15 protein-coding genes, 1 other RNA gene and 1 other annotated feature are annotated in these 18,715 nt (G+C 37.0%); all 16 genes read left to right on the top strand.

What is annotated here, in order from left to right:
- The first annotated feature begins 13 nt into the window (after positions 1-13).
- The 16 genes from mgtE to rnpB all read left to right on the top strand — a co-directional run bounded on the left by mgtE (position 14) and on the right by rnpB (position 18,488).
- Positions 14-1,384, top strand: coding sequence for a magnesium transporter (gene mgtE / locus JOC49_RS01070; protein WP_204661303.1), 1,371 nt, complete (start codon positions 14-16; stop codon positions 1,382-1,384).
- Between the two features lie 6 nt (positions 1,385-1,390).
- Complete coding sequence (gene recO, locus JOC49_RS01065) at positions 1,391-2,131, top strand: DNA repair protein RecO (RefSeq protein WP_204661301.1); 741 nt, start codon at positions 1,391-1,393, stop codon at positions 2,129-2,131.
- 117 nt (positions 2,132-2,248) lie between these two features.
- The gene (locus tag JOC49_RS01060) at positions 2,249-4,234 is read left to right on the top strand and encodes a methyl-accepting chemotaxis protein (RefSeq protein ID WP_204661299.1); all 1,986 of its coding nucleotides are present in this window, start codon (positions 2,249-2,251) and stop codon (positions 4,232-4,234) included.
- A gap of 94 nt (positions 4,235-4,328) precedes the next feature.
- Positions 4,329-4,823, top strand: coding sequence for a DUF4342 domain-containing protein (locus tag JOC49_RS01055; protein WP_204661297.1), 495 nt, complete (start codon positions 4,329-4,331; stop codon positions 4,821-4,823).
- Positions 4,824-4,850: 27 nt separating this feature from the next.
- Positions 4,851-5,016, top strand: a binding site (T-box leader).
- A gap of 54 nt (positions 5,017-5,070) precedes the next feature.
- Positions 5,071-6,459: a glycine--tRNA ligase gene (locus JOC49_RS01050; protein ID WP_204661295.1), complete on the top strand. Its 1,389-nt coding sequence runs from the start codon at positions 5,071-5,073 to the stop codon at positions 6,457-6,459.
- Positions 6,460-6,499: 40 nt separating this feature from the next.
- Positions 6,500-7,321 (top strand): pyruvate, water dikinase regulatory protein, encoded by an 822-nt coding sequence (locus JOC49_RS01045; protein ID WP_204661293.1) that lies wholly within the window; start codon positions 6,500-6,502, stop codon positions 7,319-7,321.
- A gap of 85 nt (positions 7,322-7,406) precedes the next feature.
- Positions 7,407-10,031 carry a pyruvate, phosphate dikinase gene (gene ppdK, locus JOC49_RS01040; RefSeq protein ID WP_204661291.1) on the top strand — a complete coding sequence of 875 codons (2,625 nt, stop codon included), beginning with the start codon at positions 7,407-7,409 and terminating at the stop codon, positions 10,029-10,031.
- 125 nt (positions 10,032-10,156) lie between these two features.
- A complete protein-coding gene (locus tag JOC49_RS01035; protein ID WP_204661289.1) occupies positions 10,157-11,170 on the top strand; it encodes a deoxyguanosinetriphosphate triphosphohydrolase in 1,014 nt (337 codons plus the stop codon).
- 77 nt (positions 11,171-11,247) lie between these two features.
- On the top strand, positions 11,248-13,038 hold the full coding sequence (dnaG, locus tag JOC49_RS01030; protein ID WP_204661287.1) for a DNA primase: 1,791 nt from the start codon (positions 11,248-11,250) through the stop codon (positions 13,036-13,038).
- Positions 13,039-13,053: 15 nt separating this feature from the next.
- The gene (gene rpoD / locus JOC49_RS01025; protein WP_204661285.1) at positions 13,054-14,277 is read left to right on the top strand and encodes an RNA polymerase sigma factor RpoD; all 1,224 of its coding nucleotides are present in this window, start codon (positions 13,054-13,056) and stop codon (positions 14,275-14,277) included.
- A gap of 56 nt (positions 14,278-14,333) precedes the next feature.
- Positions 14,334-15,047, top strand: a complete 714-nt coding sequence (locus tag JOC49_RS01020) for a tRNA (adenine(22)-N(1))-methyltransferase (RefSeq protein WP_204661283.1) — start codon at positions 14,334-14,336, stop codon at positions 15,045-15,047.
- Positions 15,044-15,847 carry a Nif3-like dinuclear metal center hexameric protein gene (locus JOC49_RS01015; RefSeq protein WP_204661281.1) on the top strand — a complete coding sequence of 268 codons (804 nt, stop codon included), beginning with the start codon at positions 15,044-15,046 and terminating at the stop codon, positions 15,845-15,847. Before JOC49_RS01020 ends, JOC49_RS01015 begins: the two co-directional genes overlap by 4 nt.
- Positions 15,848-15,921: 74 nt before the next feature.
- Positions 15,922-16,914: an ABC transporter permease gene (locus JOC49_RS01010; RefSeq protein ID WP_204661279.1), complete on the top strand. Its 993-nt coding sequence runs from the start codon at positions 15,922-15,924 to the stop codon at positions 16,912-16,914.
- 9 nt (positions 16,915-16,923) lie between these two features.
- Entirely contained in the window at positions 16,924-17,805 is an 882-nt protein-coding gene (locus JOC49_RS01005; protein ID WP_204661278.1) for an ABC transporter permease, read from the top strand.
- A gap of 19 nt (positions 17,806-17,824) precedes the next feature.
- Positions 17,825-18,115, top strand: a complete 291-nt coding sequence (locus JOC49_RS01000) for a hypothetical protein (RefSeq protein ID WP_204661276.1) — start codon at positions 17,825-17,827, stop codon at positions 18,113-18,115.
- A gap of 40 nt (positions 18,116-18,155) precedes the next feature.
- Positions 18,156-18,488, top strand: an RNA gene (gene rnpB, locus JOC49_RS00995) — RNase P RNA component class A.
- The last annotated feature ends 227 nt before the right edge of the window (positions 18,489-18,715 follow it).

Here is an 18,715-nt window from a genome sequence, read left to right as displayed (position 1 = left end):
AGGAGGTGTCGCCGTGCGAATCGTTAAATTTTATGAAATTCTCGCCGAAGTTGAAGCAATGATTGAATCAAATGATGATTTGAAATTGCATACGTATTTAGAGAATATGCACGCTGCTGACATTTCAGAAATATTAGAGAATTTAGATGAAGCAGACCAGATATACTTGTTTGGTCTGCTTTCTGATGAACTTGCCACTGAGGTTTTAGAAGAATTAAACTCAGAAGACTTTAGCAGTTTGCTTCACGCTTTAACTTATGAAAAAAAAGTGGCTGTTCTGGACCTTATGTCACAAGATGAAATTGTTGATAAACTCAGTGATTTGCCAGAAAATCGTCAAAAAGAAATTATTGCTTTTTTAGATTTCGAAGATGCTGAAGACGTAAAGGAACTCCTTGTCTACGAAGATTCCACAGCTGGAAGACTCATGACAAAGGATTTTGTTTCCATACAAAAAAATTACACCATTTATTATGCCATTGAAACCTTAAGGGCCATTGCACCAGACGCAGAAACCATCTACTATGTTTATGTTACAGATGATCAAGAGAGGCTTGTAGGCGTTATATCTTTGCGAGAGCTCATTGTATCAGCGCCGAATCGTACAGTTTCCAGTGTGATGAATGAAAATTTAATTACAGTCCATGTTGATGACGATCAAGAAGAAGTGGCGCAAATTGTATCCAAATACGATTTGCTTGCAGTTCCAGTTGTAGACTCAGAAGGAATTCTTCAGGGCATTATAACCGTCGATGACGTTTTGGATATTATTGAAGAAGAGGCGACAGAGGACTTCTATAAATTTGCTGGTTCATCTGATGAAGAAGCATACGAACATGATACCACTTTAAAAGTTCGTGTTTTTGCTTCGATACGGTCTCGATTACCTTGGCTTATAGTTACTATTTTTGGTGGCCTTCTTTCCGCATCCGTTCTTGCTTATTTTGAGAAAACCATTAGTGCAAATGCTTCATTGGCTTTGTTTATGCCACTATTGGCAGGTATGGGCGGAAATGTTGGAACACAGTCGTCTACAATTACGGTGCGGAACATTGCAACACATGAAATTGAAGGTACTGGCATTTTTAAAACGCTTATACATGAAATTTCAGTTGGATTAATTGTGGGGATTGTATGTGCATTAATCGTAGCCGTTGCTGCAATAATTATGGAAACGGAATATCATATTGCAATTATTGTTGGCATTTCCATGTGGGCAAACATGAGTACTGCAGCAACCATTGGCACAATTGTTCCACTCGTTTTTAAAAAAATTGGGGTTGACCCTGCAGTGGCTTCTGCACCCTTTATTACAACAACTATTGACTTAACGGGTCTTTCAATATATTTTACGCTGGCAACCATAATGCTTGCGGGATTGTAGGCGGTTATGTTTTTTGAAACCAATGCTTTGGTATTAAAGGCAACCAAAAGTGTCAATAACGACATTTTCCTTACCTTGTTTACTGAAAAAGGGGGTAAGTTAGAAGCGGTTGCCAATGGTGCCAAAAGTCCGAAATCGAGTTTGGCGGCATGTGCCAAACCTTTTGTTTTTGGTCAATTTGTACTGAATACAAAATCAAAGGTCATGAAAATCGACTCTGTAGATATTCAAGAATCGCATTTTAGGATTACAGATGATTTAGAATCCCTTGCATACGGAAATTATTTTCTTGAGCTTTGCCATTTAACAACTTATCCTGCTGTTATCGATCGTGTGCATTACAGGTTAATTGTTGAACTCATTGATTTATTAATTCAAAAAAATACACCTTACGCCCTGCTGCGTGCCGCTTATCTGGTTAAACTTACAAAGCTAACGGGTCATGCGCCTACGCTAATCCCCACATGTGCTGCTTGCGGCATGCCCAATGAAATATACCAGTTTTCAATCCAAGAAGGGGGGCTGGTGTGTAAAAGTTGCTCTAAAAAAGTGCACACCATTACGCTCAATCAATCTTTTGTACAGGTGATTCAATTTATGCTTGAAAAAGATATTCAAGTTCTTGTGAAAACCAAAATACACCCCAATTATTTAACAAAAATTATTGCGATTTTTGAAGCATATTTGGAATACCATTTAGATTTAAAGCCTATAAAATCTAGGAATTTTTTAGAAAGCTTATTTTAAATTAATAATTATTTTAGCATCTGATATTCACATCAGATGTTTTTTTGTTATGATAACTTTTGTTGTGGGTAAATATTTATTAATTCCTTATCCCATCTAGAAAGGGGCGAACACATTATGAAAAAAATGAGCTTAAAATTGAAATTGATTATTGCTTTTATTCTGGTAATTACCATCCCTATTGTGACATTAAGTATTATGGTTTATAATACGACAACTGCATCATATGAAGACATGCTCACAAGCTCAAGTTCAGAGCAATCTGAACTGATAAAACAAAATATTCAAAATTACATGAATATTTATAGTCGGGCAACAAGTCTCTTGTCAAATGATGCCAATGTAAAAACTGCTCGGACCGTAACACAAAACAGATCCTGGGTTTACAAGGCTTTTGAATCCTTTATTGATGAATATCAAGAGGTTAAAAATGTCTATGTTGGCTACTCAGATCGAACATTTTTAATTTATCCTGAAACGGAATTGCCTGCTGATTACGATCCAACAACCAGACCTTGGTATACAGACGCAGTCGCTAAAAACGAACTTATTTGGACTGCCCCTTACAATGATGCATCGGACGCTTCTATTGTTGTTGTATCTGCTGGTGCACCTGTTACGGGGATTAGTGGCAACATTGAGGGTGTTTTGGCTCTAGATCTAGATATTACTGAAATTGCTAAAATGGCTAACGATGTTCAAATCGGTAAGTATGGGTATATTTTCTTAGTAGGACCAGATAGCGTGCCATTTACGCATCCAGATGTTTCTATAATTGGACAACCGATATCTGTCGATGGACTAAGAACATTTGTTGAAAGTAATACAGAAGGTAGATACGCGTATACAATTGATGGGATTGATCGAATTGCAATTATGACCTCTATGGAACGATTGGGGTGGAAAATAATAGCGGTTGTTGATGAGCGTGAAATTCAAGAAGACACAAATAAATTGCTTTGGACAATTGTTGCCATTGCATCTGTTTTATTGATTCTTGCCATTATTGGCGCAATTATATTCTCGAATCGTATCATTAAGAATGTACGCAACATGTCTGACACAGTTAGTGTTGTCAGTAAAGGTGACTTTACGAAACGCATTAAAATTAAAACACATGATGAAATTGGAAAACTAGGTGCTGACTTAAATGTTATGATTGACAGCGTTTCAGCACTTCTTAAAAACGTTAACCATGCAACGGATGATGTACTGGGTTCTGCAACATCCCTTGTCGACCTTTCAGACCGTTCTAGAAGTGCTTCAAAAGAAGTGGCTTATGCTGTTGAAGAAGTGGCTCAAGGTGCAACAAAACAAGCTCAAGATAGTGAAGTAAGTAGTAGAATTGCTTATGAAATGGGAGACAACATCAAGAAGCTTACGGATAACATTTTAGAAATGATTCACATGACTAAAACGGCTGGTGATGTCAACGCCGAAAGTGTTAAATCTGTAGAGGTTTTAAGAGCTAAAAATGAAGAAAATAACGAAGCAACTTTAAAAACTGAAACCGCTATCCTTGAACTTGAAAAACAATCTCAAGATATTGGTAGTATTGTTGGTGCAATCAGTACAATTGCTGAACAAACCAACCTTCTCGCGTTAAATGCTTCAATTGAGGCTGCAAGAGCTGGTGAACATGGCAGAGGTTTTGCTGTCGTTGCGGATGAAATTCGAAAGTTAGCTGAAGAATCCAGTAAAGCTGCTGATGAAATTAAAAACATTGTTGTTAACATTCAATCTGGAAGTCAAAATACAGTTAATATTATGCAAGAGGTTAAATCCAGATCAAGTGAACAAAATGAAGCTGTTGTAAAAGTTGAAGATGCCTTTACTGAAATCTTTAACGTGATTAATAGCATCCAAGGTATTATTGATACCATTTCAAATGATATTGAAGTTTTGGATGATAGTAAAATACAAATACTCGATAGTATTTCCAGTATTGCAAGCATATCCGAAGAAGCTGCCGCAGCATCTGAAGAGGTAAGTGCTTCCATGCAGGAACAAACAGCTATTGTTGAAGAAGTTGCTTCCTCTGCAGATCAATTAAAAGACCTTGCACTAGGATTGGAAAACAATATTAAGAAATTTAAAATTTAATGTTTAAAAAAAGGTCGCAAATTAGCGGCCTTTTTTTGTGTTTTAATCCATATAGTGCTATAATTTAAAATATAAGAATTCAAGGAGGTTTCGCATGAAAATTACACTTGAAATGGTGGATGAAGTCATTGAACGTACAGGCGCAAGCTATAAAGTTGCAAAAGAAGCACTTGAACTAAATGAAGGCGACATGCTAAGAGCCATTGTTTATATTGAAGAGAATGCTGGCTTTCAAGATAAAATTAATAAGAAATTAAATGGTCAAGAAATAGTAGAACGCCTAAAATCTTTAGTGAATGAAGGTCTTGTGCATCAAATTCTTATTTTGAAAAATGGTCGAACTGTTGTAGATATCCCAGTTGTTGCTGGTGCGGTGAGTGCTGTAATTTTTGCAAAACCAACTGTTGTTGCCATTATTGCAGCAATTGCAACGGGCTGTGAAATTAGAATTGTAAAAAAAGATGGTGGAACGATTAATTTTAATGAGCTTACGCAAGAAAAATTTGATGAGTTTATGGCCTATATCATGCGTGAAGAAAAAAAAGAAGACTTAAACAAAGAAAGCACTGAAAGCCACTTTACAGACTAATTTGTTTATGCTAAAATCAATTAAAATATTGCTGCTATGATGAAGAAAAGTACATAAAATGAATTTTATAGAGAGTCGGTGGGTGGTGTAAATCGATATTGTCATTTTTGGAAAGGCGCTTCGGAGCTATGCACATTTAAGTGGGTCTTTGACCAACTAGGGTGGAACCGCGGAATAATCTTTCGTCCCTTACATTGTTTTTGGGATGGAAGATTTTTTTATTTGAAATTTTTATGGGAGGCAACAAATGCGAAAAGTTACTATGGAAAAAGTTGTGGCATTAGCCAAGTCAAGAGGATTTATATTTCCTGGATCAGATATATATGGCGGGCTCGCCAATACATGGGATTATGGCCCACTTGGTGTTGAGCTAAAAAACAACGTTAAACAGGCTTGGTGGAAAAAATTTGTTCAGGGAAGCCCGTACAATGTCGGTGTAGACAGTGCAATTCTTATGAATCCAGAAGTATGGGTGGCGTCTGGTCATGTTGGTGGCTTTAACGATCCATTAATGGATTGTAAATCTTGTAAAACACGTTATAGGGCAGATCAGTTAATCGAGGCCTATGCAAATTCAAATGGAAAAGAAATCCAAGCTATCGATTCGTGGTCTGATGAAAAGATGGAAACTTATATTGAAGAAGAAGGCATTAAATGCGAAAAATGTGGCGCACATGATTTTACTAAAATTCGTAAATTTAATTTAATGTTCAAAACATTTCAAGGTGTTGTTGAAGATTCGTCAACTGAAATCTTTTTACGTCCAGAAACAGCCCAAGGCATCTTTGTGAATTTCAAGGCGATTCAAAGGGCAACTCGAAAAAAAGTGCCTTTTGGAATAGGCCAAATTGGCAAATCTTTTAGAAATGAAATTACGCCAGGTAATTTTACGTTTAGAACCCGCGAGTTTGAACAAATGGAACTTGAATTTTTCTGCAAGCCAGGTGAAGACCTTGAATGGTTTAACTATTGGAAAGATTATTGTATGAATTGGCTTTTAAACCTTGGACTTAATTCTGAACACGTGAAATTTAGAGATCATGATGCTGAAGAACTTTCTCATTATTCAAACGCCACAACAGATATTGAATATTTATTCCCATTTGGTTGGGGCGAGTTATGGGGGATAGCTGATCGAACTGATTTCGACCTTAAAGCGCATATGACACACTCAAAAGTAGATTTATCGTATCAAGACCCAATTACAAATGAAAAATATGTTCCATATTGCATTGAGCCATCTTTAGGTGCAGATCGCGTAACGCTTGCTTTTCTCGTTGATGCTTATGATGAAGAGACACTTGACGATGGCACGACACGTAATGTGTTAAGGTTTCACCCAACTCTTGCGCCATTTAAAGCTGCGATTTTCCCACTGTCAAAAAAATTAAATGAAGGTGCAGAGAAAATTTTTGCTGATCTTTCTGAACATTTTAGCGTTGATTTTGATGACTCGGGTAGTATTGGTAAACGGTATAGAAGACATGATGAAATTGGAACACCATTTTGTATTACTTACGATTTTGATTCTGAATTAGATGCGAGTGTTACCATTAGACATAGAGATTCTATGGAACAAGAGCGGATTAAAATCGAAAACCTTGAAAATTATATTCGAGAGCGATTGAAATTTTAGAATTTGGATATAAATAAAGAAGGGCTTAAAGGAGGCATTTATGGAAGACAATCGGTATTATGTATATATCGTATCCGATTCTTTGGGGGAAACTGCTTCACAAGTCACAAAAGCGGCTATGAATCAATTTGCGAACAAAGATTATATCTTAAAAAAATACAATTACATCCGGGATGTGGATGCTGTAAATGAAATTGTAGCAGAAGCGTCTAACCACCAATCTATAATTATGTATACAACTGTTATTGATGAGCTGACTTTTGCCATTGAGCACATGTGCAATGAACACAATGTGATTTGTCATGATTTGATGTCCCCAATCTTAATCCAGTTTGAAAAATTTTTTGGAGAACCTGCAGCTCGAAAACCAGGCTCCATGTATAAGATGGATGATGATTATTTTGAACGCGTAGCGGCAATTGAGTTTGCAGTTAAGTACGATGATGGAAAAGATTTGAGGGGGTTAAAATATGCCGATGTGGTATTACTGGGCATTTCAAGAACTTCAAAAACGCCCCTTAGTATGTACCTGTCACATAAAAATGTAAAAGTAGCCAACGTGCCGCTTGTACCTGAAATCCCAGTTGCAAAAGAAATTCATGAAGTTCCAAGACACAAATTAATTGGGCTCACAAATTCACCTGAGAAGTTAAATGAGGTTCGTATTGAACGCTTAAAAGCATTGGGCCTATCTTCAAACGTGGAATATGCCAATTTCGATCGTATTCTTGAGGAATTGGACTACGCTGACCGCGTTTACCGTCAACTCGGTTGCCCAGTTATAAACGTTGCCAACAAAGCAATAGAAGAAACTGCCAGCATTATACTTGAAATTACCGGTCTCAACATAAAACTCAAATAGACATCCTTAGTTAATGACCCATAGTTTACTCTAGTTTACTATGGGTTTTTTATAAAAAAATATAGAAAGAGGAAGGTTTAAAGAGATGAAGAAATTTGTTTATGCTTTTGAAGAGGGGAACAAAGAAATGAAAGCACTGCTTGGCGGAAAAGGTGCCAATTTAGCTGAAATGAAGAAAATTGGCCTTCCGGTACCAGATGGGTTTACAATTACGACTGAAGCATGTAACCAATACTATGCAGATGGCGAAAAAATTGCGCCTGAAATTGTCAACGAAATTAACCATCACCTGTTAGAATTAGAGAAAAAAACGGGTAAAAATTTGGGAGATTCAAATGACCCGTTGTTGGTATCTGTAAGATCTGGTGCCTATATTTCTATGCCTGGTATGATGGACACTGTCCTTAATCTTGGGTTAAACGATGCTTCTGTAGAAGGCTTGGCAAATCTTACTGGCAACCGAAGATTTGCTTTAGACAGTTATCGAAGATTTATTCAAATGTTTGGGGATGTCGTTCTCGAAATTCCTAAATACAAGTTTGATCGTGTGCTCGAAGGTCAAAAGAACAAACGCGGGTTTAAGAATGATACTGAATTAACTGAAACGGACTTATCTGAAATTATAGAAGGCTATAAAAGTATTGTAAAAACTGAAAAAGGTTTTTCTTTTCCTACAGAACCGAAAGAACAATTGATGATGGCAATAGAAGCTGTTTTTGGCTCATGGAACAATGATCGTGCCAGAATATATAGACGGCTCAATGAAATTCCACACGACCTTGGTACTGGGGTTAATATCCAATCCATGGTGTTTGGCAATATGGGAGACACTTCTGGAACAGGTGTTGCCTTTACACGGAATCCATCTACAGGTGAAAATCTTCTTTTTGGTGAATTTCTGATTAATGCTCAAGGTGAAGATGTTGTTGCAGGGATTCGGACACCCCAACATATAGCAGAACTTAAATCTGTCATGCCTGATGTGTATCAACAGTTCCAAGATGTCTGCACCAAACTTGAAAGCCACTATAAAGATATGCAAGATATAGAATTTACAGTTGAACGTGGCAAACTTTATCTGTTACAAACACGAACAGGCAAAAGAACTGCATTTGCAGCTGTAAGAGTTGCTGTAGAATTGGTTGAAGAAGGGGTCATTTCAAAAGAAGAAGCTCTTTTAAGAGTTCTTCCATCTCAACTGGATCAACTGCTTCACCCTATGTTCAGTGAAAAGGCTTTGCTTGAAGCAAAACCACTGACAAAAGGCCTTCCTGCTTCTCCCGGTGCTGCATCTGGTCGCGTTTATTTCCATTCAGAAGACGTTGTTAAAATGAAAGAAAGCGGCGAGGCATGTATCTTAGTAAGAACAGAAACGTCTCCTGAAGATATTGAAGGCATGGTAACGGCTAACGGTATTTTAACAGCGAGAGGTGGTATGACATCTCATGCCGCTGTTGTTGCAAGAGGTATGGGAAAATGCTGTGTTGCTGGATGTAGTGAAATATTTGTAGATGAAGAAAACAAATTTTTTATAATTAATGATGTTAGATATAATGAAGGGGATTATATTTCGTTGGATGGCATATCTGGAACTGTTTATGCTGGTAAACTTGAAACCGTAGAAGTTGGATTAACAGGCGAATTTGCAACCCTTCTTGAATGGGCTGATGAAGTGCGCACACTAGGTGTTCGAACAAATGCGGATACACCAAGAGATGCAGAAACGGCTGTGAAATTTGGGGCTGAGGGAATTGGCTTGTGTCGGACTGAACATATGTTTTTCAGTGATGAACGTATTCTTAAAGTCCGTAAAATGATTCTAAGTACAACGCTTGAAGAACGTATAGAAGCTTTAAATTATTTGCTTCCATACCAAAAAGAAGATTTTATTGGCATCTTTAAAGCAATGGCTGGAAAACCGGTTACGGTTCGATTGCTCGATCCACCATTACACGAATTCGTACCTCATAAAGAAGATGAGATGAAAAAACTTGCCAAAGATCTTGAAATGCCTTATGAAATTGTTAAGCATAAAATAGAAAACCTATTGGAAATTAACCCAATGCTTGGGCATAGAGGGTGTCGTCTGGCAATAACGTATCCTGAAATTTATGAGATGCAAGTCAAAGCAATTTCAGAAGCTGCAATTCACTGTATCAAAACTGAAAAAATTGAAGTACTTCCTGAAATTATGATTCCACTTGTTGGACATATGCCAGAGTTTACAATTTTGAAAACCTTAACTCAAAAAACTGTACAGGAAGTCATGGCGGCAGAAAATCAAACGTTCGATTATAAAATTGGCACCATGATTGAAATCCCAAGAGCAGCTCTTATAGCGGATCAAATTGCTGAAGAAGCTGAATTCTTCTCATTTGGAACCAATGATTTAACTCAAATGACACTTGGTTTTTCTAGAGATGATGCCGGCAAATTCATGGGTGAGTATATGAAAAAAGGCATATTTGAAAAAGATCCATTTGAATCCATAGATCAAAATGGTGTAGGCAAGCTAGTCGATCTAGGGGTGAAATTGGGAAGACAAACAAATCCAAATCTTAAAATCGGAATTTGTGGCGAGCATGGTGGCGAACCAAAATCTATAGATTTCTGTCACCGTGAAGGCTTAAACTATGTTTCATGTTCTCCATACAGGGTTCCAATTGCTAGATTAGCAGCAGCACAAGCCGCAATTAACAATCGTAAATAGTCATCAAATCGACACCTCTGCGCCATAAAGGGGTGTCGATTTTTCACTAAAAATTAATAAAATATCATGAAAAAAAAAGAGGAATTGTGTTATAAATGTATAATACATGAGAAAGAGGTGGTTCTATGCTAAATTATAGGTTGCAACAAGAAGCATTTGAAAAAGCGCATCTTTCCCAATATGCACAAAAATCTGCAGACACGAAAGGACGTCAAGCAGAGGAACCCAAATGTCCAGTTCGAACTGAGTATCAAAGAGACCGTGACCGGATTTTACACTCTAAATCTTTTCGCAGACTTAAACACAAGACTCAAGTTTTTTTATCGCCAGAAGGAGATCATTACAGGACGCGATTAACCCACACTTTAGAAGTCTCTCAAATTGCAAGAACAATTTCGAGAGCTTTAAGGTTAAACGAGGACCTTACCGAAGCTATTGCGCTGGGACACGATTTAGGGCACACACCATTTGGACATTGTGGAGAAGACCAACTGAATCAAATTCATCCAGGAGGCTTCGATCACAATGATCAAAGTTTAAGGGTTGTTGATTTCCTTGAAAAAAGAGAAAGCAAACCTTGTGGCCTCAATTTGACTGAAGAAGTACGCGATGGCATTTTACATCACAGTGGAAGTGTTCTTCCCAAAACTTTGGAAGGTCAAGTGGTGAGTTTTTGTGACCGTATTGCTTATTTAAATCATGATATTGATGATGCAATTCGAGCGGGCGTTTTAAAATCAATTCAAATCCCAAGTCATATTGTAAACGAACTAGGGGAATCCCATAGCAAACGCATAAACACATTGATTTTAGATTTAATTGAGAACAGTATTTTAAGCGAAAAAATTTCGTTAAGTCAGGCAAAAGAAGCAGCATTTATAGAACTCCGGACCTTTATGTTTGACAATGTTTATTACAATCCTGACGCCAAACGCGAGGAAATTCGTGCTGCTCATATTGTCAAAACACTCTACTATTATTTTTTAGAACATCCGGATCAAATGCCAAAGGAACGGTACAATGATTATGTGTCAGGGGAAGAAAATGAATCTGTAAAAGATTATGTGGCCAGTATGTCTGATCGATATGCCGTTAATCTATTCAAAGACCTATTTATTCCTAAATTTTGGCATTACTAAATATTCTAATTTAAAAAGGATTTTAGCGCTGTTTGTCGAATAATAATTTATTGAGAGTCTATCAGAAAGGCGCATTCATGCAAAAAAGTAACTCGGGAAATGTATTTGAATTTATTTTAGAACATGTGAACATTGTTGATTTGATTTCTAATTATATCCAAGTGGAACGTGCTGGGAAAAATTATAAAGCTTTGTGCCCATTTCACAATGAAAAAACAGCTTCATTTATTGTATCTGAAGAAAAACAACTCTATCATTGTTTTGGGTGTGGCGCAGCTGGAAATGCAATTAATTTTGTCATGTCCTATGAAAATTTAGACTATATTGATGCAGTTGAATTCTTAGCCGACAAATATAATTTGGATATCAGTGGATTTTCCGGTAAAAATGACAGAAATAACACTGGTCAACTGACCAAGTATTATGATATATTAAAGGACGCGGCAATTTACTACTACAAGAATTTAAGACAAAATGAATCGGCGCTAAATTATTTGAATCGTAGAGGCATATCTTATGAAACCATAAAGAAATTTGGACTAGGTTTTTCAAATGATGCTTGGCGCAATTTATTGGACAAACTTAAAAATAAATACAGTATATCAGAACTAGAAGCTGTTGGGCTTTGCTTGCCCAACAAAGATGGAACCAGCCATTATGACCGTTTTAGAAATCGCATTATGTTTCCAATTATTAATCCAAAAGGAAAAATAGTAGGATTTGGTGGTAGGGTGATGGACGATTCATTGCCAAAATATCTCAATTCGCCAGAAACTGATGTGTTTAATAAAAGTCGAACTTTATATGGTTTAAATTTAGCCAAAAATGTTCTCAATCAAAAAAAACAACTCATAATTGCAGAAGGGTATATGGACGTTATCACACTTCATACAAATGGTTTTGAAAATGCTGTTGCCACGCTAGGCACTGCACTTACATCTGATCATGCCAGGCTCATGAAACGGTATGCAGATGAAGTTGTCCTTTGCTATGACTCAGATTTTGCAGGTCAAAAAGCAGCACTGCGCAGTCTAGATATTTTGCATGGTATTATAGAAAAAGTAAAAGTGGTTGTTTTAGGTGAAAATCTAGACCCAGATGATTTTTTAAAAAAATATGGCTCTGAAGCTTTTAAAGAGAAAGTAGAGACAGCTTTAACTGGCACTGAGTTTAAACTCAATCACTTAAAACAAGGTTATAATCTCAACGATGAATCTTCTAAAATTGAATTTTTATCCAAAGCAGTTTCTGTCATTTCAGAGATTGAAAATAATTTCGAAAAAAACCTTCACATTGAGAGACTTGGCGAGTTGTTGGGTGTAAATACAGAAATGATTGCTCAAGAAGTTTTTAAGGGACAGTATAAAAAGGAAATTAAATACGGATTTAACGATAAAAACAAATCTGTTCAAATTCCTAAAGTAAGTCATGAAAAGAAAAAATACCTTGAGAATCAGTTAATTGCCTATTATATACACAACCATCAAACGGTTAGTGATACGCAAAAAAAATTAATCCAAAGCTTTCACTTTTCACATGAGATGCAGCCAGTTTTTGATTATATTTTTGACTATTTTAAAACAAAAGAAACATTTTCAAAGCAAGATATAATTGAAAACGCAGATTTGGATATTTCAAAAATGTTGATTGAAGTTTTAGACGACTACTCAGGTGATACAGATGAAATTGACATTGAACTTATTATGCATAATATTATCATCATTTCTTTAGATGATGAAATTGAAACACTTAAATTGAAATTGAAAGACGCATCCAACGCTCAAGAACTTTTTAAAGTCATTCAAGACAAGATGCGACTCAAACAAGATTTAACAATGAAAATGCGTCATAGGAAATTTAAAAATTGAAAGGAGGCCATTCAATTGAGTGATAAATTGAATGCCAAGAACCAGGAACTTGTTAAAGCATTGATAAAAAAAGGTAGAAAAACTGGCACTTTAACTTACAAGGAGATTCAAGACAAGCTTTCTGAGCTTGAAATTGATAAGGATCAGATTGATGATATCTATGATGCTTTTTCAGCACTTGACATAACAATTCTTTCAGAAGATGAGGACCAATCTGATTCGGATTCTGATGACGATGAAGATATTGATGACATTGATTTGGAAGATTTAGAAGACTTAGAAGACCTTGAAGATCTTGAAGACATTAAAGATATTAAAAATATCGAAAAATTGGATAAGGCTAAAGATGATGACGATGATGATGACGATAAAGATGACATTATTGTTGATATTAGCGCTCCAAAAGGAATTAATATTGATGATCCTGTCAGAATGTATCTTAAAGAAATTGGCGAAGTCCCTTTATTGTCAGGTGAAGAAGAAGTTGATCTTGCGAAAAGAATGGCAGATGGTGATGAACTTGCCAAAAAGAAACTTTGTGAAGCAAACCTACGTCTTGTGGTAAGTATCGCAAAAAAATATGTGGGTAGAGGTATGCTTTTCCTAGATTTAATTCAAGAAGGAAATTTAGGCCTAATAAAAGCAGTTGAAAAGTTTGACTGGACCAAAGGATTTAAGTTTTCAACTTATGCCACATGGTGGATTAGACAAGCTATAACGCGCGCAATTGCTGATCAAGCAAGAACCATTCGAATTCCTGTGCACATGGTTGAGACCATCAATAAGTTGATTCGAGTTCAAAGACAGCTATTACAAGAGTTGGGTAGAGAGCCTGCGCCTGAAGAAATTGCAAAAGAAATGGACATGACCGTTGATAAAGTCCGTGAAATTTTAAAAATAGCGCAAGAACCCGTTTCTTTAGAAACACCAATTGGTGAGGAAGAAGATTCTCATTTGGGTGATTTTATTCCAGACAATGATGCACCAGCTCCTGCGGATGCAGCTGCTTTTTCAATGCTTAAGGAACAACTGATGGAAGTCCTTGAGACCTTGACACCAAGAGAACAAAAGGTTTTGAAGTTGCGTTTTGGTTTGGAAGATGGACGTGCACGAACTTTAGAAGAAGTGGGTAAGGAATTCGATGTTACCCGTGAAAGAATTCGTCAAATAGAAGCAAAAGCCCTTAGAAAGCTTAAGCATCCGAGTCGAAGTAAGAAACTCAAAGATTATTTAGAATAAAAAATTTCAATGACCGGTCTTGCTTAGGCCGGTCATTTTACATGAGGAGATTGAGAATGAATAAACCCAAAATCAGTAAACGGCTCAAGTTTATGGCTAGCCTTATAGAGGATACCAGTTCTATAGCAGATATTGGGACTGACCATGGCTATTTGCCCTTGTATTTAATGCAAAATAACCGTATTAAACACGCTATTTTATGTGATGTTAATTTAGGTCCTTTAGAAAATGCTAAATCAACTTTTTTAATGACATCCTATTCTGCACATGTAGAGTTTAGGCTCGGGTCCGGCATAGAGCCTATAGAGAAATCAGAAGTGGATCTTGTCATAATTGCTGGAATGGGAGGTGGCCTGATTCAAGAGCTTCTGACTCAAAATATTTCTAAATCTAAGTCATTCAAAAAAATTCTCTTGCAACCCATGACAGAGCAAAGTGCCCTTAGAAAATGGATTAATGAGAATTTAACCGAGTGTTACTTGGATTATTATATTCACGAAGGCAATAAGTTTTATGAAATTATAACTTTGGGTATAAACAGTGAAGTGGACTATATAGACATCCAATCTATTTCTGACGATTTAGAGTTTGGCTATCGAGTCGCCTCTAAAAATATAGAAGAATACTTACGTTTCTTAAACCACAAAAAAGAAAAGTATCAAATGATTCAACTAAAATCCAAACATCTTTTGGATAAGCAGAATTTCTGTGCGGAAAAACTAGATACAATCAAACGCATACAAGAGCACTTGAAAGGAGCCATATTATGATTACTTCTGTTAACCAAATTATGAAATTGATTCAAAAACTCGCCCCCTTTGAAACCGCTGATGATTGGGACAACGTCGGTTTGATAATCGGAAGTGGGAGTCACATTGTCAACAGAATTTTAATTGCACTTGACTTAACTGAAACGGTACTGGATGAAGCAGTTGAGGAGGGGTATGAACTGATTATTACCCATCATCCGCCTATTTTTTCAGCTATAAAAAATATTACAACAGAAGACCGTTTGGGCAGGTTAATTATCAAGGCCATCCAAAATGATATTTCTGTTGTTTCAGCACACACAAATCTAGACAAATCGTTTAATTTTGGGATTAATCATTTTATCGCTGATGCATATGGTTTGGAACAACTTAGAATACTAATTCCAGAGGGCGAAAATGTTGGTCATGGTGTCATAGGAACCTTTAAGACACCAATGGATTTTGATGCCTTTATAAATCTTACTAAAAAAATCTTTAATATTGATCTCGTTAAAGGGTCAAATTTTCATAAAAAACGCGCCATTCGTTCACTTGCAATTGCCAGTGGTGCCGCATCGGATTTTATTGAAAATGCTTTGACTGAAAAAGCAGATATCTTTTTAACTTCAGATTTAAAGTACCATGAATACCAGCGTGTAATTGGAACCGATCTAGCCCTTTTAGATATTGGTCACTTTGAGAGCGAACGCGTTTATTTAGAAAAATTTTGTGACCTATTGATGCAAAATGCACACGCACAAAATTATGATGTTGTTTTTCAGGCGACAGAAACAGAAATGCCTTTGATTAAACATTTGTAACAATTATTACTTTTTGGACTCAGTCCTGTATAATTATTTTAGTTATCGTAATATAAGGTCAAAAGGGGGACTGAATGAAGCGTTTCTTTATCGGTAGACTATTGCAAATGATACCACTTCTATTTGTCATAACACTTATAATTTTTATCATTATTGACGCTATGCCTGGAAATGAGCTATTAGCTTATATCAATTCCTTGCCTGAAGGCGAACCGAGACCAAGTCGAGAACAGATTGAGCAAATGATGAAAGTTCTTAAGTACGATACACCATGGTTTGAACGTTATTTTATTTGGATTTCAAACGCTCTTAAAGGCGATTTTGGCGTTTCCTTATACTATAGAAGGCCAGCTCTAGAAATTGTGAATACCCTTATTTGGCGTACGTTTATGCTTAACGGAACGGCTTTGGTGTTTACTTTTCTATTTGCAATTCCAATTGGTGTACGGTCTGCTGCCAAGCAAAACAGTTTTTTTGACAATTTCTTCTCCACAACGACGCTGATTTTAATTTCATTACCTGCTTTTTTTATTGGAATTTACCTAATGCGGCTCCTTGCTGTAAATGTTTCTTGGATACCCGCCACTGGCATGCGGTCAGTGCCCTATATTATAAAAGGTTATCCAAGTAAATCTGCTGAGATACTTGATATCATTCGCCATATGCTATTACCAGTTTTAACTTTGACTGTTGCAGGTGTAGGGACCGTTTCACGTTTTGTTCGAAATGCAGTGGTGGATGTTATTAATAACGACTATATTAGAACTGCTAAATCGAAAGGCCTCACAGAACGAACGGTTATCTATAAACACGCCTTTAGGAACGCTTTAATTCCAGTTATATCATTGATTGGTGTTATGATTCCAACGTTGTTTGTGGGCAATATTTTTGTTGAAGCTGTCTTTGTTTGGCCGGGAATTGGCCTTGAATTTCTATATTCAGTTTTTCGAAGAGATACTGCCATGCTGTCATTGTTAATTTTATTTTTCTCATTTGCATCTGTCTTAGGTAATTTTTTAGCAGACATCCTTTATGGTGTCTTTGATCCTCGATTGAAAGCAGAATAGGAGGCCATCATGAAAAAACAAAATTCTATGGGGCCGTGGGTCATGGCACTTAAACGGTTTAAAAAAAACAAAATTGCGCTAATTGGGGCTTTTTTTCTACTGGTGGTGATTCTTGCGACGCTTCTAGTGCCAGTATTCTCACCCCATCCTCTGACTGACATCAACGTCGTGATGCGGTACAAAGCCCCACAAATTTCACATCCCTTTGGGACAGACCAATTTGGTCAGGATTTATTTACACGTGTTATGTATGGTGGCCGACTGTCTCTGATTTTGTCCGCTTTTTCTGCAGTGATAACCATTACAATAGGCACCCTCATAGGGGCACTTTCTGGTTATTTTGGGGGCTGGCTAGATCAACTTTTGATGCGACTCACAGAACTTGTTCATGTGTTGCCCCTGATTCCAGTATTAATTGCATTTACCGCTATTTTCAACATGGGCTTACCCCCACTTGAACGGATGATTGTGACAATGGGCATCTACGGCTTCTTAAATTTTCCATCTTTGGCGAGACTCGTACGGGGACAAATTATGGTTCATAAAAAAAGTGAATTTATGAATGCTGCTGACTTGCTTGGCCTATCAAAGACGTCGAAAATTTTTAGACATCTTATGCCAAACATCTTCGGCGTTATCATTGCTTCATCTGCAGGTATTATTGCAAATGCCTTGCTCATTGAACTTATGCTTTCATTTGTAGGACTTGGATTTCCGCCACCGACGCCAACATGGGGGAATTTGATTCCTAATATCAGAAGTTCAGGCATTTCTGCCTATTATTGGATGTGGTTTTTCCCTGTTACTTTAATTTCACTTACTGTTATCAGCATCAACCTTATGGGTGAAGGGCTTAGATTAGCACTCGATCCCAAAGAAGAAGGCCGCTAAATATAGAAAGGGGATTTATATGAATAAAAGACGTTTTTTTATGATTGTTCTAATGCTGTTTGTTGTTTTAGCACTTACCGCTTGTGTGCCTGGTGATGGCAAAAACACATCTGAAGATCCCGCAGGATTTTTCTGGGGCATTTGGCATGGATGGCTGGCACCACTATCACTTATAATAGGAATCTTTAACAAGAACATCCGAGTCTATGAAGTGTTTAATACAGGTTGGGCTTATGATGTTGGCTTTTATATGGCTGTCATTAGTGGTTTTGGTGGACTTAGTGTGGCAAGAAAGAAGAAAAAAGATTAATATGATTTGCTTATTTAGAGTGAATCCGTTATAATAGCAAAGAGTAAATCAGATAATCGCGTGCTTTGGCACGAGGAAAGTCCGAGCTCCATAGAGCAGGGTGCTGGGTAATACCCAGTGGAGGTGACTCCAAGGAAAGTGCAACAGAAATAGACCGCCTCTTTGAGGTAAGGATGGAAAGGTGAGGTAAGAGCTCACCAGCGCATAGGCGACTATGTGGCTCTGTAAACCCCATCTGGAGCAAGACCAAGTAGGGTATAAAATGGAGGCTGCTCGTCTCCCCCGGTGGTAGGTCGCTTGAGCGTTTCGGCAACGATACGCCTAGATAGATGATTGTCAAATACAGAACTCGGCTTATAGATTTACTCACTACATAATCCGCTGACCGCAATGGTTTGCGGGTTTTTTTGCGCAATAGATTACTATATATGGCCATCGTTTTCTCGATGCTTATGGTCGAGACTGTATAGACAAAGACAGACTTAAACTCTGCGGTTTGCTTGCAGCACTGGAATAGATGTATAAGTATTTGTTTTTAAATGTGAACTAAATTTAATTGTGAGTCTGCAACGAACTTGATTGATATATTTTAGACAATAT

It is taken from the genome of Fusibacter tunisiensis, from assembly GCF_016908355.1.
Taxonomy (GTDB): Bacteria; Bacillota; Clostridia; order Peptostreptococcales; family Acidaminobacteraceae; genus Fusibacter_D; species Fusibacter_D tunisiensis.
The sequence above is the reverse complement of the archived record's forward strand: the minus strand, read 5'-3'. Positions and strand labels throughout refer to the sequence as shown.